Origin of the sequence: Streptomyces sp. NPDC059080 (assembly GCF_042739975.1) — a bacterium.
GTDB classification, from domain to species: Bacteria; Actinomycetota; Actinomycetes; order Streptomycetales; family Streptomycetaceae; genus Streptomyces; species Streptomyces benahoarensis.
Genome location: NZ_JBHYGX010000045.1, coordinates 21,658 through 42,915, shown reverse-complemented (window position 1 = coordinate 42,915; position 21,258 = coordinate 21,658). Strand labels below are relative to the sequence as shown.

The following is a 21,258-nucleotide window of genomic DNA, read 5'->3' as shown; positions in this document are numbered from 1 at the left end:
CTGGGGGGGCGCGCGCCCCCCCCGAGCGGGCGGCCCGCCCGCAGAGCCTGGGCCCCCCGGCGCCCCGCGCGGGCCCCCCGGGGGCTCCATGCGGAGACCGCCCGGTCAGCCGTAGACCGGTCCGGTGAACTTCTCGCCCGGCCCCTGGCCCGGCTCGTCCGGGACGACCGACGCCTCGCGGAAGGCCAGCTGGAGCGACTTCAGCCCGTCCCGCAGCGGCGCCGCGTGGTACGAGCCGATCTCGGTGGCGCTCGCCGTCACCAGGCCCGCCAGCGCGTGGATCAGCTTCCGCGCCTCGTCGAGGTCCTTGTGCGCGTCGCCCTCCTCGGCGAGCCCGAGGTTGACCGCGGCGGAACTCATCAGGTGCACGGCGACGGTGGTGATCACCTCGACCGCCGGGACGTCCGCGATGTCGCGGGTCATCGCGTCGAAGTCCGGTTCCGACGCGTGCGGGGCGTCGGGTTGCTGCGGGGTCTGGTCACTCATGTCGGGGCGCTTCGCTTCCTGCCGGGAGGGGATCGCGTCCAGCCTAAGACCCGTCCGCGCAGTGCCCTTCCCCGGCCGGGGCTCCCGCGTTCACGGACGGTCCATGCCGTATCCCATGGGTACGGCCGCCTTCCGCACGGATGTCCGCATCCGCCTGGGGCCCACCTCTTGACTCGTGTATTCTGGTGTTCCGACCGGCCGGACACTCAGGTGACCGGCCCACAAGTGGAGGCTCCGATCTCCCACCCGGCCGACCTCACGGTTGGCGGGTCAACGGTCCGGCTGCGCCCCGCGGAGACCTTCGCGGCGGTGTTCCTGAACCTTTCATGGAGCCCCGCCTGTGTCCCGTCCGGGGCGTTTTTGATGTACCCGGCGCGGTTGGTCACACCGAAAAAGACGTTACGCGGCAGTCCGCCAGGCCGTCGCGTGGTGCTACCGAGGAGGATCCATCAGCGCCGAGCCCCGCATCAACGACCGGATTCGCGTCCCCGAGGTGCGACTCGTCGGTCCCAGCGGCGAGCAGGTCGGCATCGTGCCGCTTGCCAAGGCCCTGGAGCTTGCGCAGGAGTACGACCTCGACCTGGTCGAGGTGGCCGCGAACGCACGTCCGCCGGTCTGCAAGCTCATGGACTACGGAAAGTTCAAGTACGAGTCGGCCATGAAGGCCCGTGAGGCGCGCAAGAACCAGGCGCACACGGTCATCAAGGAGATGAAGCTCCGGCCGAAGATCGACCCGCACGACTACGACACCAAAAAGGGTCACGTCGTTCGGTTCCTCAAGCAGGGTGACAAGGTCAAGATCACGATCATGTTCCGTGGTCGCGAGCAGTCCCGCCCCGAGCTGGGCTTCCGGCTGCTGCAGCGGCTCGCGTCCGACGTGGAGGACCTCGGCTTCATCGAGTCGAATCCGAAGCAGGACGGCCGGAACATGATCATGGTCCTCGGTCCGCACAAGAAGAAGACCGAGGCGATGGCCGAGGCCCGCGAGGCGCAGGCCGCCCGCAAGGCGGAGCGCCAGGGTGGAACTCCCGTGGAGGAGTCCCACGAGGAGCCCGCCGAGGCGTGATCGGGCGCGCCCCGGACATCGCGCCGGGGCACCCCGCCCCGGACACAACCGATACATTCTGACGCTCCCGCACGGTCTGGGCCGGTAGGGAGCGCCACTGACGAGGAGAGAACGGCGCATGCCGAAGAACAAGACGCACAGCGGGACCAGCAAGCGCTTCAAGGTCACCGGCTCCGGCAAGGTGCTGCGCGAGCGCGCCGGCAAGCGCCACCTGCTTGAGCACAAGTCGTCCCGCGTGACGCGTCGCCTCACCGGCAACGCCGAGATGGCCCCGGGCGACGCCAAGAAGATCAAGAAGCTTCTCGGCAAGTGAGTCGCCGCGCCCCTCATCGCAGGAGGCGCGCGACCAGGTCCGGGACTAATCGAATCGGGCCGTGTGACGATCACCACGGCCCCGCTACAAGGAGTTAAGAAGTGGCACGCGTCAAGCGGGCGGTCAACGCCCACAAGAAGCGCCGGGCGATCCTGGAGCAGGCCAGCGGTTACCGCGGCCAGCGCTCGCGTCTGTACCGCAAGGCCAAGGAGCAGGTGACCCACTCCTTCGTCTACAACTACAACGACCGCAAGAAGCGCAAGGGCGACTTCCGTCAGCTGTGGATCCAGCGCATCAACGCCGCTGCCCGCGCCAACGGCATGACCTACAACCGCTTCATCCAGGGTCTGAAGGCCGCCAGCATCGAGGTCGACCGCAAGATCCTCGCGGACCTGGCCGTCAACGACGAGAACGCGTTCGCCGCGCTCGTCGAGGTCGCCCAGAAGGCGCTCCCGAGCGACGTCAACGCCCCGAAGGCCGCCTGAACACCGGCCTGACGACGTGACGAGCGGACCCGCAGGCCCCGGCCTGCGGGTCCGCCGCCGTTTCACCGGACGCACCCGCCCGTCACCGCACCGAACCACAGAAGCGAGCCGCCGCCCATGGGCACCCCCGAGCTGATCTCCCCGCGGTCCCCGCGTGTCTCCGCCGCCCGGCGGCTGGCGCGCCGCGCCTTCCGGGCCAGGGAACGCCGGTTCATCGCCGAGGGCCCGCAGGCCGTACGCGAGGCCATCGCGCACCGCACCGGCGGCGAGCCCACCCTCGTCGAACTGTTCGCGACCGTCGAGGCGGCCGAGCGGCACGCCGAGATCATCGCCGCCGCGCACGCCGCGGGCGTCCGCGTCCACCACGCCGACGACCGGACCGTCGCCGACATCTCCCAGACGGTCACCCCGCAGGGTCTGGTCGGCGTCTGCCGCTTCCTCGACACGCCGTTCGAGGCGGTCCTCGCCGCCCGCCCGCAGCTGATCGCCGTCCTCGCGCACGTCCGTGACCCCGGCAACGCCGGTACGGTGCTGCGCTGCGCCGACGCCGCCGGAGCCGACGCGGTGATCCTCACCGACGCCTCCGTCGACCTCTACAACCCCAAGTCCGTCCGCGCGTCGGTGGGTTCGCTCTTCCATCTGCCGGTCGCCGTCGGCGTCCCCGTCGAGCAGGCGATGGCCGGGCTGCGCGGTGTCGGGGCGCGGCTGCTGGCCGCCGACGGTGCCGGGGACCGCGACCTCGACGCCGAGCTGGACGCCGGTTCCATGGGCGGCCCCACCGCCTGGGTCTTCGGCAACGAGGCGTGGGGCCTGCCGGAGGAGACCCGCGCCTTGGCCGACGCCGTCGTACGGGTGCCCATCCACGGCAAGGCGGAGAGCCTCAACCTCGCCACCGCCGCCGCCGTCTGCCTCTACGCCTCGGCCCGCGCCCAGCGCACCGCGGGCGGCTGCCGCGCCGTCCCCTCCACCTGACCCGTCCGGCCGGGGCTGCCCGGCGCAACCCCCGGCCGCCCGCGGCCGTTGTGAGTAGGGTGACGGGCCGGGGCCGGAGGGGGCTGGTGGGGATGGACGCGAGGACACCGGATGACAGGGGCGACGGGACGCCGGGCCGGGGGCCCGAGGGGGCGGCGGACGGGCCGGTCGTGGCGCCGGACGAGCTGCCCGACGGGCTGGTCGTCGCCGACGCCGAGGGCACCGTCATCTGCTTCAATGCCGCCGCGGCGAGGATCACCGGCACGCCCGCGTCCGATGCCCTCGGCCGCTCCCTGGACGACGCGCTGCCGCTCCAGGACATCGAGGGCCGCCGCTGGTGGCGGCTGACCGACCCGTACGGCGGTCTCGCCATCCGGCGCGGGCAGCCCGAGCGCAATCTGCTGCTCGGCGGCCGCGAGGTGCTGGTCTCCGCCCGCTACCTCCGCGACGGCCGCGCCGGGCCGGTCCGCCGGCTGGTCGTCTCGCTGCGCGGTACCGAGGCCCGGCGGCGTACGGAGGTCAGCCACGCCGAGCTGATCGCGACCGTCGCCCACGAGCTGCGTTCGCCGCTGACCTCCGTCAAGGGTTTCACCGCCACCCTGCTGCGGAAGTGGGAGCGGTTCACCGACGACCAGAAGCGGCTGATGCTGGAGACCGTCGACGCCGACGCGCACCGGGTGACCCGGCTCATCGCCGAGCTGCTGGACATCTCCCGGATCGACTCCGGGCGGCTGGAGGTGCGCCGTCAGCGGATCGATATGGTCGCGGCGGTGCGGCGGCACGTCCAGGCGCAGATCACCGCGGGGCGCGCCCCCGGCTGTTTCGTGATCCGGGTGCGCGGGGCGCTGCCCGATCTGTGGGCCGACCCGGACAAGGTCGACCAGGTGCTGAGCAACCTGCTGGAAAATGCGGTGCGGCACGGCGAGGGAACCGTCACCATCGACGTCACAGCGGCCACGGTGACCAGCGGGGAGGGGACGGCGGTGACGGTCGGCGACGAGGGGGCGGGCATCCCCGAGGAGTCCATGAACCGGGTCTTCACCCGCTTCTGGCGCGGCAGCAAACGCGGCGGCACCGGCCTCGGCCTGTACATCGTCAAGGGCATCGTGGAGGCGCACGGCGGCTCCATCACCGTCGGCCGGGCCCCGGCGGGCGGCGCCGAGTTCCGATTCGTGCTGCCCGCCGCCACTCCGGCCTTCATGGCCTGACCACCCGGCGGCGGGCGCCCCGCCCGGGGCTCGGACCGGCGCTGTCGGCCCGTCCCCTTAGACTTGCCCTTTGGCACCTTTGGCGCACAAGCATCGCGGGCACAGCGCGGGCTCGGCATCCGAAGTTTGTGATCGAAGAGGCGAAGTGAAGCCAAGCCAGACCACCGGAAGCACGGGAAGAGATGTCCGCACCCAATAAGTCGTACGACCCTGTCGAGGTCGAAGCCCTGAAACCGGAAGAGATCGCCCGCCGGACGGACGAGGCGCTCGCCGCCGTCGCCGCCGCGGCCGATCTGGAGGCGCTGCGCGAGGTGAAGGCCGCCCACGCCGGCGACCGCTCGCCGCTCGCCCTCGCCAACCGCGAGATCGGCGCGCTGCCCCCGCACGCCAAGGCGGACGCCGGTAAGCGCGTCGGCCAGGCCCGCGGCCGCGTCAATCAGGCGTTCAAGGCGCGCCAGGAGGAGCTGGAGGCGGAGCGTGACGCCCGCGTGCTGGTCGAGGAGGCGGTGGACGTCACCCTGCCGTACGACCGCACGCCCGCCGGTGCCCGCCACCCGCTGACCACCTTCATGGAGCGGGTCGCCGACGTCTTCGTCGCGATGGGCTACGAGGTCGCCGAGGGCCCCGAGGTGGAGGCCGAGTGGTTCAACTTCGACGCGCTCAACTTCGTACCGGACCACCCTGCGCGCCAGATGCAGGACACCTTCTTCGTCCAGGGCGAGGGCACCAAGGGCGATGAGTCCGGGGTCGTGCTGCGCACCCACACCTCGCCGGTCCAGGCCCGTACGCTCGTCGACCGCGAGCCGCCGGTCTACGTCGTCTGCCCCGGGCGGGTCTACCGCACCGATGAGCTGGACGCCACGCACTCCCCGGTCTTCCACCAGATCGAGCTGCTCGCCGTCGACGAGGGCCTGACCATGGCGGACCTCAAGGGCACCCTCGACCACATGGTCCAGGCGCTCTTCGGCCCGGACATGACCACCCGCCTGCGGCCGAACTACTTCCCGTTCACCGAGCCGTCCGCCGAGATGGACATGGTCTGCTACGTCTGCCGTGGCGCCTCCGTCGGCAACCCCGACCGCCCTTGCCGCACCTGCTCCAGCGAGGGCTGGATCGAGCTGGGCGGCTGCGGAATGGTCAACCCCCGGGTGCTGACCGCCTGCGGTGTGGACCCGGAGAAGTACAGCGGGTTCGCGTTCGGCTTCGGCATCGACCGGATGCTGATGTTCCGGCACAACGTGGAAGACATGCGCGACATGTTCGAGGGCGACGTCCGGTTCACCCGGCCGTTCGGGATGGAGATCTGATGCGTGTCCCGCTTTCCTGGCTGCGGGAGTACGTCGACCTGCCGGCGACCGAGACCGGCCGTGACGTACAGACCAAGCTCGTTGCCGTCGGCCTGGAGGTCGAGACGGTCGAGAAGCTCGGCGAGGACCTGACCGGTCCGCTGGTGGTCGGCCAGGTGCTGACCATCGAGGAGCTGGCGGGCTTCAAGAAGCCGATCCGCTTCTGCACCGTCGACGTCGGCGACGCCAACGGCACCGGCGAGCCGCAGGAGATCGTCTGCGGCGCCCGCAACTTCGCCATCGGCGACAAGGTCGTCGTGGTCCTGCCCGGCGCCGTCCTCCCCGGCGACTTCAAGATCTCCGCACGCAAGACGTACGGCAGGAAGTCCCACGGCATGATCTGCTCCGGCGACGAGCTGGGCATGGGGGACGACGGCACCGACGGCATCATCGTGCTGCCCCCGGAGACCGAGGTCGGCAGCGACGCCATCGCGCTGCTCCAGCTCGCCGACGAGGTGCTGGACATCGCGGTCACCCCCGACCGCGGCTACTGCCTGTCGCTGCGCGGTGTCGCCCGCGAGACCGCCACCGCGTACGGCCTGCCGCTGCGCGACCCGGCGCTGCTGGACGTCCCGCCGCCGAACTCCGCCGGGTACGCCGTCAAGGTGTCCGACCCGATCGGCTGCGGCCGCTTCACGGCCCGTACGGTCAGCGGCCTCAACCCCGAGGCGCGGTCCCCGATCTGGCTCCAGCGGCGGCTGCAGAAGGCCGGGATGCGTCCGGTCTCGCTCGCCGTCGACATCACCAACTACGTGATGCTGGAGCTGGGCCAGCCGCTGCACGCCTACGACCGGGCCACCCTCCAGGGCCCGATCGGTGTTCGCCGCGCCACCGGCGGCGAGAAGATCACCACCCTCGACGGCGTCAAGCGGGTGCTGGACACCGAGGACCTCGTCATCACCGACGACCGCGGTCCGATCGGCCTGGCCGGTGTCATGGGCGGCGCCCACACCGAGATCGCCCGGGGTGTCAGCGACCCGGAGACCGGCGAGGTGCGCGGCACCACCGACGTCGTGATCGAGGCGGCGCACTTCGACGCGCTCTCCATCGCCCGTACGGCCCGGCGCCACAAGCTGTCGTCGGAGGCGTCGCGGCGCTTCGAGCGCGGCGTGGACCCGCAGGCGGCGTCGGCCGCGGCGCAGCGCACCGTCGATCTGCTGGTGCTGCTGGCCGGTGGCACCGCCGAGCCGGGCGTCACCGAGATCGTCTCGCCCAGTGCCCCGCGCACCCTCACCATCCCCGCCTCGCATCCGGACGAGGTCGCCGGTGTCGAGTACGGCCGGGAGACCGTCGTCCGCCGCCTCCAGCAGGTCGGCTGCGACGTCTACGGCCAGGACGAGCTGGTCGTCACCGTGCCGTCCTGGCGGCCGGACCTGACCGACCCGAACGACCTCGCCGAGGAGGTCATCCGGCTGGAGGGCTACGAGAACCTGCCCTCCACGCTGCCGCTGCCGCCCGCCGGCCGCGGGCTGACCGAGCGGCAGCGGCTGTACCGCCGCATCGGCCGGGCGCTGGCCGGTGCCGGATACGTCGAGGCGCTGAACTACCCGTTCATGGGCGGGGCCGTCCTCGACCAGCTCGGCATCGAGGCGGGCGACGCGCGCCGCCGCACCGTCACGCTCGTCAACCCGCTCTCCGACGAGGAGCCCGATCTGCGCACGACGCTGATCCCGGGCCTCCTCGGCGCGCTGCGGCGCAACGACGGCCGCGGCACGCACGACCTCGCGCTCTTCGAGACCGGCCAGGTCTTCCTGCCGACCGGTGACGAGAAGCCCGCGGTCCGGCTGCCCGTCGACCGCCGTCCGACCGACGAGGAGATCGCGGAGCTCAACGCCGCACTCCCGGCGCAGCCGCGCCACGCCGCCGTGGTGCTGACCGGCGCCCGCGAGCAGGCCGGCTGGTGGGACAAGGGCCACCCGGCGACATGGGCGGACGCCGTCGAGGCGGGCCGTACCGTCGCCCGGGAGGCCGGTGTCGAGCTGACCGTCCGTCAGGGCCAGCTGGCCCCGTGGCACCCGGGCCGCTGCGCCGCGTTCGTGGTGACCGTCGGTGGCGCGGAGGAGGTCGTCGGCCACGCCGGTGAGCTGCACCCCCGCGTCATCAAGGCGCTGGGTCTGCCGGAGCGCACCTGCGCGATGGAGATCGACCTGGACCGCGTCGAGGCCGCCGCCGACGGCCCGCTGCGCGCCCCGCGGATCTCGTCGTTCCCGGTGGCCACGCAGGACGTCGCGCTGATCGTCGACGCGTCGGTCCCGGCCGCCGCCGTGGAGACCGCGCTGCGCTCCGGCGCGGGCGAGCTCCTGGAGTCGCTGCGGCTGTTCGACGTCTTCAGCGGCGAGCAGGTGGGCGCCGGGAAGAAGTCGCTGGCGTACGCGCTGCGCTTCCGCGCCGCCGACCGCACGCTGACCGCCGAGGAGGCGTCGGCCGCCCGTGACGCGGCGGTCGCGGCCGCCGCCGAGCACACCGGGGCGGTACTGCGAGGCTGACGGTGGCCGTGCCGGTTGACGGCACGGTGGCACACGAATGAGTGAGGGCGCGACCGGCACCACCGCCGGTCGCGCCCTCGCCTTTTCCGGCCGTACGCAGCACTCTCCCGCGGGGCCGCCCCCGGGGCCGCGGGAGGCCCGGGCCGGGCGACGGCGCCTCCCGCGCGGCAGGCGGTGTACCGGTTCTTCAGCCACCCCGCGCCACCCCACTCCGGGCGCGCGGCGCACTCCCGACGGGCGCATTCGCCCAGGCCCGGGCGCGCCCTTGCACGCGCCCCGTACCACCTCACCCAATGGAGTGATACAGATGCGCACCGTGGGGGTCCGAGCACGTAACGTCGACACAATCGTTGCGGCCGACACGGCCCGCCGTTTGCGGGAGGGTCGGTTCGACCGCCGCGCAGCCCGCTGTGGGAACCACAGGCAAGGGGGACCAACGGCATGATCCGTAGTCGGGTGAGCGCCGGACCGCGCACCGACGTCACACGCACCCGGTGGACCTTCGTCCTCGTCCCGCCCGGCCTGTGGGTGTTCGCGGTGCTGGCCTGGGAGTTGTCCTGGCCCAGCAGCGGACAGCTGCTCCAACTGCTCGCCGCCGCACCGGCCATCGCCTGCGCGGGCACCGGCCGCCGGCTCTGCGTGGTGCTGGGCGGCGCCTGCGCCCTCCTCGCGCTCGTACCGTTCGACGGCGCCCCGCCGGCCGGGCCGGGGCTCCCCGCCCGGGCCGTCAACTGCGCCGCGATCCTCACCGTGGTGTGCGCCAGCTATCTGACGGCCGGGCGGCGGCTGCGGCTGGTGCGGGAGCTGGTCCGCGCCCGCGAGGTGGCGGCCACCGCGCAGCGGGCGCTGCTGCCCCCGCTGCCGCCGCGCATCGGCACGGTGGCCCCCGCAGCTCTCCACCTCTCCGCCGACGAGGGCGCCTCGATGGGCGGTGACCTCTACGACGTGGTGGCCACCCGGCACGGCGTACGGGTGGTGATCGGCGATGTGCGCGGCCACGGGCTGGCGGCCCTCGCGACGGTCGCGGCGATGCTCGGCTGCTTCCGCGAGGCCGCTCACGACGAGAGGGAACTGAGCGAGGTCCTGCGGCGGCTGGAGCGCGCGCACGCCCGTCATCTGGCGGCGCGCGACCCGGCCTCGGCGTCCGGTCCGCTCGGCCCGGACGCCGAGGAGTTCGTGACGGTCCTGCTGCTGGAGATCGCGCCGGACGGCACGGCCCGGGCGCTCAACTGCGGTCACCCGTGGCCGTACCGCGTCGCCCCCGGTGTGGTGGAGCCCGCCGTCCGCGCGGAACCGCTGCCGCCGCTGGGCCTGTTCCCGCTGCCCCGCGCGCTGGAGACGGTGGCGTGCGGGCGGCTGGCGCCGGCGGAGGGGCTGCTGCTGTACACCGACGGCGCGCATGACGCACGGGGCGCGGACAGAGGGTTCTTCCCGCTGGCCGAGACGGTGCGGCGGTTCGCCGGGGCGCGGGCGGACGTGGTGGTCGGCGGGGTGCACGACGCCCTGCTGCGGCACGCCCGGGGGCAGCTCACCGACGATGTGGCGCTGGTGATGCTGAGCGCCGCGCCGTCGCGCACCCCCGGCCCGGCGCTCTTGGGCCCCGGCCGTCCGGCGGCCCGCGCCGAGGAGCCGTCGCGCCCGCGGGCGCAGGCCCGGGGCCCCCGGCGTCCGGCCCCGGTGACCGCGTCGCGCGACCGGGCGCCGTCCTCGACGGCCGCCCCGTGCACGGCCGGTGACGAGGCGTCTTCACACCCCGTGTGAAGTGCGGTTCACTACCCTGAACGCACGGAGTCCGTACGGCGACGAGGTCGGAGCCAGCGGCCCGTGGGCGGGCCCGGCGCACCGGGAGGCCGGTTATGGAGCCCAACACCCTGCTCGACGCGATCCTCGACGAGGCGGGCATCTCGCACGCCGGTCTCGCGGCACGCATCAACCAACTCGGCCGCCACCGCGGCCTGGCACTGCGCTACGAACACACCGCGGTGGCCCGCTGGCTCAAGGGCCAGCGCCCGCGCGGCCAGGTACCCGACCTGATCTGCGAAATCCTCGCGGCGCGGCTGCACCGCCCGGTCGGCCTGGACGACATCGGCCTCGGCCGCCCGGGGGCGCGCCGCTCGGCCACCACCCCGCTCTCCGGCTTCGTCGAGCGGGCCACGGCCCTGTGGCGCTCCGACGAACAGCAGCGCGCCCATGTCGTGGACGCCCCGGCGCTCACCGGCACGTCCGCGGTCATGCCCGTATGGGAGTGGGAGAACCCGCCCGAGGACTCCGATGTCTCGCGGGACGGGCAGGCGCGGGTCGGGATGGACGACATCGAGATGCTGCGCTCGGCCCGTACCCACTACGAGCATCTGTACCGCAAGGCCGGCGGAGTGGCGACGCGGTCGCGGATCGTGGGGTTCCTCAACACCGAGGCGGCGCCGCTGCTGCGCGGCAGCTACAGCGATGCGACGGGCCGTCAGCTGCACCGCGCGACGGGCGGGCTGGTCGCCGTCGCGGGCATCTGCGCCTACGACTCGGACGCGCTGGGTCTGGCGCAGCGCTACTTCCACCAGGCGTTACGCCTCGCGAAGGCGAGCGGCGACCGGGGGCTCGGCGCGTACATCATCGCGCTGCTGGTCAACCAGTCGCTGTTCTCGCGGGAGTACCGCCAGGCGGTGGCGTTCGCGGAGGCGGCGCTGCGGACCGCGGGCCCGCAGCTCACCCCGGCGCTCGCCGCCGACCTCTACGCGATGCAGGCCAAGTCCTACGCACGGCTCGGCGACGGTGCGGGCGCGCTCGCCTGCATCCGGCGGGCGGAGGCGGCGGCGGAACGCATCCGGCCGGGCCTGGAGCCGGCCGAGACCGGCTACGTCCAGCCGGGTCTGGTGAACGTCCAGGTCGCGGAGGCGCTGCTGAGCCTCGGTGATCTGCGGGCCGCCCGGGAGCAGGCGGATGCCGCCGTGGACACTCCCGCACACGACCGGGGCCGGGTCCACCGGCTGGCGATGCTCACCCACATCGAGCTGCGCCAGGGTGACGCGGACCGGGCCGCGGCCAACGCGGCGCAGATGACCGAGCGGGCCAGGGGCGTGGAGTCCCAGCGCTTACGGGACCGGCTGCGGGCGGTGCGCGAACATCTGGCGGAGACCGGTAGCTCCGCGACCGACGCGGCGGCCGATCTCATCGACGAGGTGCTGCGCATACCGCTGTAGGACGATCCCGCACCGGGCCCGTGTCACCTTGCCGGATCTACGCGGAAGGTGGCAGACAGTGCGTTGGGACAATCTCGCGGAAGAGACCGTGTACGAGAACCGCTGGTTCCGGGTGAATCTCGCCGATGTGCGGATCCCCGACGGCCGGCACCTCGACCACTACCTCATCCGGATGCGGCCGGTGGCCGTGGCCACGGTGGTCAACGAGGCCAATGAGGTGCTGTTGTTGTGGCGGCACCGCTTCATCACCGACTCCTGGGGCTGGGAGCTGGCCGCGGGCGTCGTCGAGGACGGCGAGGACATCGCGGCGGCGGCCGCGCGGGAGATGGAGGAGGAGACCGGGTGGCGGCCCGGTCCGCTGACCCATCTGATGTCGGTGGAGCCGTCCAACGGCCTCACCGACGCCCGGCATCACATCTACTGGTCCGACGAGGGCACCTACACGGGCCCGCCGCAGGACGGCTTCGAGTCCGACCGCCGGGAGTGGGTACCGCTGAAGCTGGTGCCCGACATGGTGGCCAGGGGTGAGGTGCCCGCGGCGAACATGGCCGCGGCCCTGCTGATGCTCTATCAGCTCCGCCTCGGCTGAGGCGGGTTGAGTGGAGTCCGGCACCGCCGTCCGAGGATGGCGGTGCCGGGAGCGGTCACCTGGCCAGCACCTGCCAGACGGTCACCGCCACCGCCGCCACGGAGGCGAGCGCGGCCACCGACGGCAGCGGCCAGCGACCGTGCTCCAGCTGCGCGATGCGGGCGGTCAGCTCGTCCGCATCGCGCTCGTACTGCGCGGACCGCTGTGCGAGCAGTGCCAGTTCGCCGTCGACGCGGGCGGTGCGTACGTCCAGACACCGCCTCAGCTCCGCCACGTCGGTGGCTACCAGCTTGCGTTCAGGGTGGGCGGTCACTTTCCGTTCCTCTTTTCCGCTGTCGCGACATCCGTCGTCCCGGGTACGACACCAGTCAACTGCCCGGAAGGGGGAGGCGGGAGTGTGTGCGCCGGGCTTCTGTGAGTCAGCGGCGCACACCCCGTGTGAAGTGACGGAGAGTGAGGGGGAGGGGAGGTGTAGGGGGCCGGTGGGGAGGGTGGGAACAGAGCGACGGCCCGCTCCCGGATGGGGGCGGGCCGTCGGGTGTCCCACGGCACGGCTCAGTACGTGTAGAACCCCGACCCGCTCTTGCGCCCCAGCCGCCCCGCGTCGACCATGCGGGCGAGGAGCGGGGGAGCGGCGTAGAGGGGCTCCTTGTACTCCTCGTACATGTCGGCAGTAGGCTCGGCCACCGCTTTGACCTGCGAATTCAAGGACGGCTCGGGGCTTCCTGACCGCCCAGGGATTTCCCAGGGACATTCGACCGTGGGTCTTGCCCCGAAGAGGGATCTTGCTCGAACCACTCATCCATCGCGGCGAGCCCTCGCTTGCCCGCATCGGGCATGAAATGAGCGTAGTGCTTCAACGTGGTCTGCGGTGAGGCGTGCCCGAGCCACTCGGCGACGCTGACGAGCGACTCGCCGGCTTCGAGCTGGGTGCTCGCGTACGTGTGCCGGAGCACGTGGAACATGTCCTCGCGTGAGAGTTCGTGAACGGGGTACCGACGAGTGCGGCCACCGTGCGTCTCGAACTTCTCGCCGATGACCTTCAGGACTCCGGCCGCTGCCAATGCCGGCCGCCAGCTCCTTTTGTTCCACGTCGAACAGCTGACGCGCTTGCCGTGCGAGGTGCTCAGAACCAGCCGGACGGAGACCGGCTTGCGCTGTCGAGCTTCCAGCTCGCTCGTCGGCGGCTCCGGATTGCGCCACGGGAGTGTGCAGGTGACCGGCGGGAAGCGACGTAGGTGCTCCTTGGCCCGCCTGGCGAGATTGGGAGAAATGGGCACGTCTCGCATCTTGCCGCCTTTCGGCAGGCAGAAGTACGGCCTTCCCTTGGCGTCCCACCGCAGCTGCCGGCGGATGTGCACGACACCGGCATCGAAGTCGAAGTCCTCCTCGCTGAGGCCGAACGCCTCGCCTTGCCGAAGACCGAGGCCGACGCCGAGGTCCACTGCGATGTGGTACCGCTCCTGGAGCGCCGCACGGACGGCATCAACGGTTGCCCTGGACCATGCCTTCGCCTTTTTTCGGGCGGGCCTTGGCGCCTTGACCGTCCGATGTGCCTTGCAGGGGTTCTTGACCAAGCGGCCGTCGTCGACGGCCGCTTCGAGGATCGTGGACAGGTGGATCCAGATCACCTGAGCCGTGGATGCCTCGACCCGTGTCAGCAACTGGGCCTTCCAGGCACGCAGCGCGGCAGCGTCGATGTCCCGAAGCTCGGTTGCGCCCAGGAGTGGGATGATGTGATTCCAGATCTTGCTGCGCATGGAAGCGGCGGTCGACGGTTCGTCTGATCGGCTCGGCCACCAGTACTTCTCGATGTACTGAGCGAGGGGGATTGCCCCGTTGCGGGGGTCGACGAACTCGCCGCGTGTGGTGTCGACTTGTGCCTTCGCAAGCCATTGCTTGGCGTCCTCGCTCGTGTCGAAGGAGCGGTCCCGGACGCCCGGGATGCCCTTCACCCGGTAGCGCTTGCCCTTGCCCCACAGGGATGTGCGTTCCCGTTTTCCGGTGTCCTTGTTGGGTTTCTTCTTGAGCCAGCGATCTTCTATGTAACCCGACAAGGGAAAGTTCTCCTACGGACGAAAATGTGAATGTTTGCCTTGCGTGATGGGTGGCGGCGCGCGAGGAGCCGGGAAGGCCGTGCCAGTTCCTGCAGGCTTGCGGAAAGCCGTCAACGAGTGCGTTGTGTGCGCTTCTCCGGCTTCTGGCCGAGAGGGTTGAGAGCAGCGTTGGCACACGAATCTGCCTGCTCTTGCGCAATGACCCACTCATTGAGTGCCGAGATCCTGTACATGACGCGGCTACCCATGCGGAAGCTCGGCGGCCCTTGCCTCCGGTGACGCCAGACATACAGGGTGTTCGGTGAAATTCCGAGATATTGGGCGGCCTTGGGCAGGTTCAAGAACGCGGCTTCATGCGTGGGTGTGACCTGGTCGCGCATTTTCGGTCTCCAAGGTGAGAAGAGTCGATGCGCGCCAGGATCCGGGGAATCTAGAGTTTGGGCAGGACGGGGAAATCTGGTAAGGCGTTTACCGGGCGATTCGGGGACGTTGAGCTGGGGCTGCCAGTTGGTGTATCCATCCCGAGATCTCGACTCCCCTCTCGTTGGCCTGCGGTTTCGCCAACACCCCTACGTTGGCATGCAGTCCCAGCGCGATTCCAGTTGCGGGCGTCTGCTGTGAGCGAATGGCCTTGGTCAGGGCTCGTCGTATATCTCGGCTAATTGGGGAAACGAGGGCGGCACCTGGTTTATGGCAGAGGGGCCCCGTAGCGCGGCCAGGGCTACACCCTGCGCGTCACCGCCGCCCCGCCGTTCACCGCCAGCGGTTCGACGGCACTCCGGGCGCCCTGGTGGTCCCAGCCCAACGCGAGGACCACCACGAGTACGAGAGTCGCGTCAACGCCATCCCGGCTCCGGCCAGGGCCGGGAGCAACCTCAGTAGCCTCTCTGTTCCGCACCTGCTCAAACCCGATCCCGGCGGCACATCACAGGTCACTTCGGCTTGGACATGCGCCGGCGCCATGCGCGCACAGCGGCCCCGAAAGCCCCGATCGCAGCGGCCGCGACAAGGTTCGCGGGCAGTTCCGTCACAAGCCCGTGGACAGCAGCAACCAGCAGTTCGTTCACGAGGATCCTCTCCTTCCCGGGCGCCCGGCGGGCGCTTCGAGACGACCCTCCACCCGGCCTCGGGGCTCCGAGTCGTCGCTGCTTGGTTACGGCGAACACCCGGACATCGGCCACCCAACCCCGGACGCTAGTCCAGTAGTTCTGTACAGTTCTGGATGGTTCTGGACGATAGATTGGAAGTGCCCGATGGGACGGCCCGGCATTCTGAAGAAGCCTCAGCTCGACGTGGGGCCGTTGAAAGCTCTCATCGACAGCCTTCATGAACTGCATCTGCAGGTGGGACGCCCCAGCCTCTCCAAGATCTCCGCGAAGTCGGGGAAAAAGACGGATGACGGCTACCTGAGCACGAGCACGATCAGCTATGTGATGTCGGAGCCGCGACTGCCGGACTCTCACACGATGCAACGGCTCGTCGCCGTGCTGGTGGAGTTCGCCCCCGCCGGTTCGATGAAGTTGGACGAGACCACCATGCGCTTCATCGAACGATGGAAGGCGGCCGCGAAGGCGCAGGACGCCCCGCCGCCGAGCCTCCGCGCCCAGAAACTGCTGAAGACCGGCAACGCCTACCTTCGGCTTGCCGAGCAATACCAGAGGGCGGAGCGTATGACCGACCGGGCATACTCAGAACACACCATCGCCAACCAGTGGGCGTACGTTGCCGAACTCAGCGCTCCACTCCTCGGCGATGAACACCCGGTCACGGTTGAGGCCCGCGAGCGCGACAGTGCCAACTCAGGATGATCCGCGGCTGTCGTGGAGGAGTAGCGCCAGGGTGGCTCGGGGCAAGCTGTTCGGCGCCCGCTCCCGGCCCACGGAGCAGCCGGACAGTGGCAACGGCTTAGCGCTAACCGTCGGCTCCTCGCCCGCCGCCAGCTGCTCGACGGCGGCCAGAGCGCTCTGGCGGTCCCGGCCCAGCGCAAGGCGCGCCGCAGGTACAAGAACCGCGTCAGTGCCTTGGAGGTCGGGTTCCAACGATGAAGTCCCGTCAACACCGCTTCCCTGGCTGTTATGCATCACCGTGGCGGGTTTCTGGCGTACCTGGGTCATGCACTGGTGGGGCGGACCTGTCGGCCCGCCCCGCAGGCGTATCGCCGGTCAAGTAGTGCGCCTCACGGGAGAAGCAAGGTGTATACCCCGAGGGCAAGGGTCATGACGGCGACGAACACACCGCCTCCGATTGTCAGCGCGGCCAAGAAGTCTCTGCGGGCGGCGTAAGAGACGAACGCCGTCGCAAGGGCGGCTACGAGGGAGAAAAGCACGGCGATGACGACGAGCATCAGCCGGGTCCTGAAATTCGGCAACATGCGGGTTTGAGCCCAATCCGATTCATGGTGATCGGACTCGGCATGGCAGCCTCAACCCGACCACCTGACAACAGTGGTCATGAGCTGAGGACCCGCCGACGTTTCAGATCCGCGCGGAGCCGACCCGCGTCTGTCGACTGCCTCCCAGTTGGATCGGTAAACGTTGAGGTGTCCCCGGTGTGTTGGCGTGTTCCCGTCCTGGTACGTCGACCCAGGGCTGGAACGGAGGCCGAAGCAGGATTCCCTGCCCTGCCAATCGGACTCGTGCCCACCTGTGCTTGAGCCTCTCAATCGTGGCACGGTCGAACCTTCACATGCGCACTGTTCGGGTAAGTCATCCAGATGAATTGCATGCAGGTGGCGAGTTGACGCCGTCCACCGCCGCGCTGCCGTTCACGCCACGGTGTCGATCTTTGCGCTGCACGCCGAGCGCAGCTTGCCCAACTGGATGACGGTTTCTCGGTGCGGCGGCGCACCGGGGCTGGCGATGGCCTGCTCCACCAACGACTCCAGATTCTTCCGTGTCTCGGTTGGGATGACGAACGTTCCATACAGGTGGAACCCGGTCTCCACCTTGTTGCGGAGCGTCCGATTCAGGTCGTCCCAGGCATCCTCGGCGGCGTCGCGGCGCTGGCTGCGTTCCGCGACCGGGCAGCGCGACAGCCTCTCCAGGCATCGCTCCACCTTCTGCGCGCGGCTGTCCAGTTCCGTGGCGAGCTTTCGTACGCGGGTGAGTACCTTCAATGAGGTGACCACGAGACCGATCACCACGCTGATGCACGTGGCGAAGACCGCAGGCGCGTAGCGTTCGGGGACCGGCAGGCTGCGGACCATGAAGATGGCTCCCACGGTCCCGTAGAACATCGCGGCGATCCGAAGGGCTGCCGCCCAGGTGAAGCGGCCTCGCAGGCGCTCGTAGGCAAAGGACGTCGGCTCCCGGACCCAACCAGCGATGTGGATGGCCCAGATCATGGCCAGAATGCTGCCTGCTCCTGCACGGTCTCCTGGTAGGAGGCTGAACGCCACCGCCAGGGCCATTCCGTGAACGAAGACGTACACGGTCATCCGCATGGCCGTGATCCCCCGGTGCCAGCGCTCGGAGCGGGCCGCGGCCCACGGCTTCGCAACCTGATACGCAGCGAACAGGAGAACGGCTGTGAAGAGGGCCGAGCCGCGGAACAGCACGGCCGATGTGCTGCCGATTGCCACGATCGTGAGGACCACGGCCCCGGCGATGCCGGATGCGGCAGCCCACAGCCGCCAGAGGGAGGGACGGGCCTCGGTTCGGGCGGGTGCCGGTTCTGCTGTCACGGCAGGCTCCTTACGTCGACGGGTACCCGTTTTCCTCGCCGACGCCTTGGCGACGAGGAGTGCATCCGCGTCACCGCGTGCGGCTCGGTGCCGAGATCCGGGCGTGCGAGGCGGCGCGTTCGAGGAGTTCGGGGGGCGATGGTGTCGAGGAAAGCCGCAGTCTCCGGTCCCGGGTCGGCGGCCTCGGCCACCGCGACGCGGGCGATCCCCGCCCACTGGGCGTCTTGCCGGTCGGTGACACGCACAACGATGTGCGGGGGAGAGCCCACGGTCTGGGTGACGGCGTACACCTGGACGGCCCGCGGAGCGACCTGGGCTCCGTCGATCTCGATGTCGGTGTGCTCCCGACGAGCGCCGATCCGCACGTGGTGCAGCGCGTAGGTGGTAGCCATCCGACCGGCCATAGGGACAGTGTCGGACACGAGCCCGTCCCCTCATTCAGCGCACCTCTCGCGTACGCATATACCACTTCCGTACCCCTCGCTGCGCGCCGCTGAGTCCTGGAGGATCCGCTCGGTCTTCAGCCGTGACTGCCAGGCCTTTCGAAGCGTGGCCAGCAAGGTGTCCACGGAGTGGGGCCCGCGGTGGCGACGGCAGGGTGGCAACGCTGATGCCGGTGAACCATGCCTGACCCAACGCCCCTGTCCGGACCGGTTCTTGAAGGGCCCACCGAAGCATGTCTCGCCTTGCCGTGCGGGGCCTCCGCGAGGATACCGGCGGGCCACCATGGCCTTCCCTTCCCTCGCACCTGCTGAGCAGGCAGGATTCGCACCCATGAGGGTTCTGGTACTGGGCGGTACGTGGTTCTTGGGCAAAGAGGTCGTGCGCGGTGCCCTGCGACGTGGGTGGGACGTGGCGACGTTCACTCGCGGACGCTCTGCACCTGACGTGCCTGGCACGATCCCCTTTCGTGGGGACCGGACGTCGCTGGAGGATCTGCAGCGCCTTGCCGGGCACGGTCCCTGGGACGCCGTGATCGACACCTCCAGTTCGGACCTGCCGCCTCGCGACGTACTCCTCGCGACCCGCACGTTGCGCGACGCGGCCGCCCGCTGGGTGCACGTTTCCACTGTTTCTGTGTACGAAGGGTGGCCGCACGCTCCTCTGACCGAGGACTCCCCGTTGCTGGTGTGCCCGGCTGACGCCGATGAGACATTCGGGTTCACCGGAGCCGACGGGTCGCCAACGGAGTACGGCTTCCAGAAGGCGGGAGGTGAGCGCGCCGTCACCGAGGTGTTCGGTGACCGGGCTGTGCTTCTGCGCCCCGGTGTCATCCTTGGCCCAGGCGAGTACGTCGGTCGGCTGCCGTGGTGGCTGAATCGGGCGCGCCGCGGAGGGCCCATCCTTGCTCCTGCACCGGCCGAACGCCGCATCCAGCCGGTCGACGTACGCGACGTAGCTGCTTTCGCTTTGGACCAGGCCGTCAGGGAGACAGCGGCAGGCGGCACCGCGTACAACGTTGCGCACCCCGAAGGCATCGATTTCCAGGGGTTCTTGACCGCGTGCCTGGAAGTGACCGGCAGTGCCGGCAGTCCCCTGTGGGTATCTGCCGAGCGGCTACTCAGCCACCATGTGACGCAGTGGACGGAGCTGCCGCTGTGGCGTACGCACGCCGGCGCGTGGGCCGTGGACTCCGCAAAGGCGGTCGCAGCGGGGCTCCGCTGCCGACCGATCCGCGAGACGGTCACGGACACCTGGGCCTGGTTGAACGCCGGCGGCCGCCCTGTGAGCCACCCTCGGTGGGCGAAGCACGGCATCGCCCCCGAAAAGGAGGAGAAGATCCTCGCTTCCGGGGGCGACGGGATGTGACGCGGATCAGCTCTCCAGGGCGGCCAGAGCGGTTCCGGGGCCGAGCCGGTGCGTGTCGGACATCCGGGTGAAGTCCTCGATCTGGAGGGCCAGCTCCCTGGCGGCAGGCACGGGAGCGAAGCGGGTATCGGTAAGCATCCGACGAACCCGCGCGGTGCGTGCCAAGAGGCCCGGCGACCGTTGCCCCCGCGGCACATCCCAGACCGGCGTCATCGCATGGACCGCGCCGTCGAGATCCTCTCGGAGGAGTCGCGCCATGGCCAGGTCAGCAGCTGCGCCACCGATCACACGAACTGCCCGTCCCGCGGCTGGCCTGGCGGATGCGAATTCCAGTGAACGCTTCGCTGCCGCTTCCGCTCCGTCCGCGTCCCCGATGAGCAGGAAGGTGGAGGCGTTCGACATGGCCAGCCTCTCAGAGCTGAACCCGAACTCGCCCGCCACTACGTCGTGGAGATCATCTCTGAGGCCAGGACCTTCCGACTGGGAAGCCTCCAAGGCCCTCCGCGTAGATGCGGCATCGCCCAAATGCGCGTGGGCACGGGCTTCGATGGCGGCGAGGCGGCGACGCCCGACATCGCCGAGCCCGTCGAAGGTCTGGGCTCGACGCGCGACCTGAGCTGCCTCGGCCGGCATCCCGGAAAAGTACGCGATGTAGCTGAGGATCCCTCCAGCAAACGCGCGCAACGGATCGAACCTGGCCGTTTCCCCATACAGGCTCGCGGCGCGGGAGAGCCGTCGCGCGCTGTCGAACGAACCCAGATCGAAGGCTGCCGTGGCGAGCAGCGCGCACGCCTGCCCGGCAAGGATCAGAAGCTCCTGCTTCTGGGCAGGCACCTGAGTGCGGTCACGCTCCGCCTCTGCTTCCTCCCTCAGCTCCTTCGCCTTACGGAATACGTCGAACACAGCGATGCAGCTGTAGCTGCGCGCCAGATTTATTACGTCCTCGCGCAACTGATCGAGCGTCGTATCGGAAATGGACTCGGCGGCAGCGGCCCTGGCTTCACTCTGGGCATCACGTGCTGTCATGGCGATTTCGTCTTCCAGGTTGAACGTGGTTTCGGCCAGTTCCGATGAGGGCGGCGGGCCAAACAGTTTGGCGACTTCCACGCCAAACATGAGCTCCAGAACTCGGCTCGCATCGGCCCCAGGAAGGGCCACTCGCCCGGAGGTCCATCGTCGGAATTGCGACTCGGATACGGATAGGTTCCGGAGATTTAGTTGATCCGCCTTCCGCCGAAATTCGCGCTCGAAGTCGACGTAACGCAGACGACGTTGTTCCACCAAGACCTTGAGCAGCGTCCTGTTGGTCTGCCCCATTTCGGCTCCTGTTCAGCACCTGCGCTCACGGATCTCCCTCGGTAGAAGGGAACCTTCGGACGCCATCTAGTGCAACACCCTGCCGACAGATGGCGTGTTGGCGCTACCCGTGCGACATGTTGGCCACCGAGGTGAGCCGCATGTGACACCCGCTATGCCATGGCGAAGACATCCGCCGACGGCCGAGTCTGAGGCATCGCCGCCCCACCCCTCGTGGAGCGACCTACACAGCCCCTGCCTGCCCGAAT

21 protein-coding genes and 1 pseudogene are annotated in these 21,258 nt (G+C 70.1%); 12 read left to right on the top strand and 10 right to left on the bottom strand.

The annotated features are described in order from the left end of the window. Positions 1-105: 105 nt before the first annotated feature. The gene (locus ACFWWQ_RS25790; protein ID WP_384600618.1) at positions 106-486 is read right to left on the bottom strand and encodes a DUF1844 domain-containing protein; all 381 of its coding nucleotides are present in this window, start codon (positions 484-486) and stop codon (positions 106-108) included. A gap of 448 nt (positions 487-934) precedes the next feature. On the opposite strand from ACFWWQ_RS25790, the gene infC reads away from it, so the two are divergent. The 10 genes from infC (at position 935) to ACFWWQ_RS25740 (ending at position 12,145) form a co-directional block, all read left to right on the top strand. Beyond that, the gene (infC, locus tag ACFWWQ_RS25785; RefSeq protein ID WP_221938141.1) at positions 935-1,552 is read left to right on the top strand and encodes a translation initiation factor IF-3; all 618 of its coding nucleotides are present in this window, start codon (positions 935-937) and stop codon (positions 1,550-1,552) included. 118 nt (positions 1,553-1,670) lie between these two features. Further along, positions 1,671-1,865 carry a 50S ribosomal protein L35 gene (rpmI, locus tag ACFWWQ_RS25780; protein WP_030278317.1) on the top strand — a complete coding sequence of 65 codons (195 nt, stop codon included), beginning with the start codon at positions 1,671-1,673 and terminating at the stop codon, positions 1,863-1,865. 101 nt (positions 1,866-1,966) lie between these two features. Continuing rightward, positions 1,967-2,350 carry a 50S ribosomal protein L20 gene (gene rplT / locus ACFWWQ_RS25775; protein WP_030278319.1) on the top strand — a complete coding sequence of 128 codons (384 nt, stop codon included), beginning with the start codon at positions 1,967-1,969 and terminating at the stop codon, positions 2,348-2,350. A 117-nt stretch (positions 2,351-2,467) separates the two neighbouring features. Then, positions 2,468-3,322 (top strand): TrmH family RNA methyltransferase, encoded by an 855-nt coding sequence (locus ACFWWQ_RS25770; protein ID WP_384600613.1) that lies wholly within the window; start codon positions 2,468-2,470, stop codon positions 3,320-3,322. 92 nt (positions 3,323-3,414) lie between these two features. After that, positions 3,415-4,530: an ATP-binding protein gene (locus ACFWWQ_RS25765; RefSeq protein ID WP_384600610.1), complete on the top strand. Its 1,116-nt coding sequence runs from the start codon at positions 3,415-3,417 to the stop codon at positions 4,528-4,530. Between the two features lie 182 nt (positions 4,531-4,712). After that, complete coding sequence (pheS, locus tag ACFWWQ_RS25760; protein WP_384600607.1) at positions 4,713-5,837, top strand: phenylalanine--tRNA ligase subunit alpha; 1,125 nt, start codon at positions 4,713-4,715, stop codon at positions 5,835-5,837. Next, positions 5,837-8,362: a phenylalanine--tRNA ligase subunit beta gene (gene pheT, locus ACFWWQ_RS25755; RefSeq protein ID WP_384600604.1), complete on the top strand. Its 2,526-nt coding sequence runs from the start codon at positions 5,837-5,839 to the stop codon at positions 8,360-8,362. The genes pheS and pheT overlap by 1 nt, the downstream gene beginning before the upstream one ends. A gap of 441 nt (positions 8,363-8,803) precedes the next feature. Beyond that, the gene (locus ACFWWQ_RS25750) at positions 8,804-10,123 is read left to right on the top strand and encodes a PP2C family protein-serine/threonine phosphatase (protein WP_384600601.1); all 1,320 of its coding nucleotides are present in this window, start codon (positions 8,804-8,806) and stop codon (positions 10,121-10,123) included. A gap of 95 nt (positions 10,124-10,218) precedes the next feature. Continuing rightward, positions 10,219-11,556 carry a transcriptional regulator gene (locus tag ACFWWQ_RS25745; protein WP_384600598.1) on the top strand — a complete coding sequence of 446 codons (1,338 nt, stop codon included), beginning with the start codon at positions 10,219-10,221 and terminating at the stop codon, positions 11,554-11,556. 58 nt (positions 11,557-11,614) lie between these two features. Further along, positions 11,615-12,145 (top strand): NUDIX domain-containing protein, encoded by a 531-nt coding sequence (locus ACFWWQ_RS25740; RefSeq protein WP_384600595.1) that lies wholly within the window; start codon positions 11,615-11,617, stop codon positions 12,143-12,145. 55 nt (positions 12,146-12,200) lie between these two features. Here ACFWWQ_RS25740 and ACFWWQ_RS25735 read toward each other — a convergent pair whose 3' ends face one another. From ACFWWQ_RS25735 to ACFWWQ_RS25715, 5 genes and pseudogenes are all read right to left on the bottom strand, one after another. Beyond that, a complete protein-coding gene (locus ACFWWQ_RS25735) occupies positions 12,201-12,458 on the bottom strand; it encodes a hypothetical protein (protein WP_143942142.1) in 258 nt (85 codons plus the stop codon). A gap of 242 nt (positions 12,459-12,700) precedes the next feature. Beyond that, positions 12,701-12,814 (bottom strand): annotated as a pseudogene (locus tag ACFWWQ_RS25730) (3-hydroxyacyl-CoA dehydrogenase family protein); the annotation flags it as partial. Positions 12,815-12,849: 35 nt separating this feature from the next. Further along, positions 12,850-14,202, bottom strand: a complete 1,353-nt coding sequence (locus tag ACFWWQ_RS25725; protein WP_384600591.1) for a tyrosine-type recombinase/integrase — start codon at positions 14,200-14,202, stop codon at positions 12,850-12,852. Between the two features lie 110 nt (positions 14,203-14,312). Next, complete coding sequence (locus ACFWWQ_RS25720; RefSeq protein ID WP_384600588.1) at positions 14,313-14,582, bottom strand: helix-turn-helix transcriptional regulator; 270 nt, start codon at positions 14,580-14,582, stop codon at positions 14,313-14,315. A gap of 552 nt (positions 14,583-15,134) precedes the next feature. Then, a complete protein-coding gene (locus ACFWWQ_RS25715; RefSeq protein WP_384600585.1) occupies positions 15,135-15,269 on the bottom strand; it encodes a hypothetical protein in 135 nt (44 codons plus the stop codon). A 186-nt stretch (positions 15,270-15,455) separates the two neighbouring features. On the opposite strand from ACFWWQ_RS25715, the gene ACFWWQ_RS25710 reads away from it, so the two are divergent. Then, positions 15,456-16,010 carry a hypothetical protein gene (locus ACFWWQ_RS25710; protein ID WP_384600582.1) on the top strand — a complete coding sequence of 185 codons (555 nt, stop codon included), beginning with the start codon at positions 15,456-15,458 and terminating at the stop codon, positions 16,008-16,010. A 368-nt stretch (positions 16,011-16,378) separates the two neighbouring features. Here ACFWWQ_RS25710 and ACFWWQ_RS25705 read toward each other — a convergent pair whose 3' ends face one another. The 3 genes from ACFWWQ_RS25705 to ACFWWQ_RS25695 form a co-directional block, all read right to left on the bottom strand. Then, a complete protein-coding gene (locus tag ACFWWQ_RS25705; protein ID WP_384600579.1) occupies positions 16,379-16,546 on the bottom strand; it encodes a hypothetical protein in 168 nt (55 codons plus the stop codon). Between the two features lie 420 nt (positions 16,547-16,966). Further along, complete coding sequence (locus tag ACFWWQ_RS25700) at positions 16,967-17,884, bottom strand: hypothetical protein (RefSeq protein ID WP_384600577.1); 918 nt, start codon at positions 17,882-17,884, stop codon at positions 16,967-16,969. Beyond that, the gene (locus tag ACFWWQ_RS25695; protein ID WP_384600574.1) at positions 17,881-18,276 is read right to left on the bottom strand and encodes a hypothetical protein; all 396 of its coding nucleotides are present in this window, start codon (positions 18,274-18,276) and stop codon (positions 17,881-17,883) included. Before ACFWWQ_RS25695 ends, ACFWWQ_RS25700 begins: the two co-directional genes overlap by 4 nt. A gap of 382 nt (positions 18,277-18,658) precedes the next feature. On the opposite strand from ACFWWQ_RS25695, the gene ACFWWQ_RS25690 reads away from it, so the two are divergent. Further along, positions 18,659-19,693, top strand: a complete 1,035-nt coding sequence (locus ACFWWQ_RS25690; RefSeq protein WP_384600571.1) for an NAD-dependent epimerase/dehydratase family protein — start codon at positions 18,659-18,661, stop codon at positions 19,691-19,693. A 6-nt stretch (positions 19,694-19,699) separates the two neighbouring features. On the opposite strand, the gene ACFWWQ_RS25685 is transcribed toward ACFWWQ_RS25690, so the two are convergent. Further along, on the bottom strand, positions 19,700-21,010 hold the full coding sequence (locus tag ACFWWQ_RS25685; RefSeq protein ID WP_384600568.1) for a DNA-binding protein: 1,311 nt from the start codon (positions 21,008-21,010) through the stop codon (positions 19,700-19,702). Positions 21,011-21,258 lie beyond the last annotated feature (248 nt).

Excerpts from the sequence above, each read along its gene's own strand:
- ACFWWQ_RS25790 (WP_384600618.1), bottom strand. The coding sequence starts at position 486 with ATGAGTGACCAGACCCCGCAGCAACCCGACGCCCCGCACGCGTCGGAA.
- rpmI (WP_030278317.1), top strand. The coding sequence starts at position 1,671 with ATGCCGAAGAACAAGACGCACAGCGGGACCAGCAAGCGCTTCAAGGTC.
- ACFWWQ_RS25770 (WP_384600613.1), top strand. The coding sequence starts at position 2,468 with ATGGGCACCCCCGAGCTGATCTCCCCGCGGTCCCCGCGTGTCTCCGCC.
- ACFWWQ_RS25765 (WP_384600610.1), top strand. The coding sequence starts at position 3,415 with ATGGACGCGAGGACACCGGATGACAGGGGCGACGGGACGCCGGGCCGG.
- pheS (WP_384600607.1), top strand. The coding sequence starts at position 4,713 with ATGTCCGCACCCAATAAGTCGTACGACCCTGTCGAGGTCGAAGCCCTG.
- pheT (WP_384600604.1), top strand. The coding sequence starts at position 5,837 with ATGCGTGTCCCGCTTTCCTGGCTGCGGGAGTACGTCGACCTGCCGGCG.
- ACFWWQ_RS25750 (WP_384600601.1), top strand. The coding sequence starts at position 8,804 with ATGATCCGTAGTCGGGTGAGCGCCGGACCGCGCACCGACGTCACACGC.
- ACFWWQ_RS25745 (WP_384600598.1), top strand. The coding sequence starts at position 10,219 with ATGGAGCCCAACACCCTGCTCGACGCGATCCTCGACGAGGCGGGCATC.
- ACFWWQ_RS25720 (WP_384600588.1), bottom strand. The coding sequence starts at position 14,582 with ATGCGCGACCAGGTCACACCCACGCATGAAGCCGCGTTCTTGAACCTG.
- ACFWWQ_RS25710 (WP_384600582.1), top strand. The coding sequence starts at position 15,456 with ATGGGACGGCCCGGCATTCTGAAGAAGCCTCAGCTCGACGTGGGGCCG.
- ACFWWQ_RS25705 (WP_384600579.1), bottom strand. The coding sequence starts at position 16,546 with ATGCTCGTCGTCATCGCCGTGCTTTTCTCCCTCGTAGCCGCCCTTGCG.
- ACFWWQ_RS25695 (WP_384600574.1), bottom strand. The coding sequence starts at position 18,276 with ATGGCTACCACCTACGCGCTGCACCACGTGCGGATCGGCGCTCGTCGG.
- ACFWWQ_RS25690 (WP_384600571.1), top strand. The coding sequence starts at position 18,659 with ATGAGGGTTCTGGTACTGGGCGGTACGTGGTTCTTGGGCAAAGAGGTC.
- ACFWWQ_RS25685 (WP_384600568.1), bottom strand. The coding sequence starts at position 21,010 with ATGGGGCAGACCAACAGGACGCTGCTCAAGGTCTTGGTGGAACAACGT.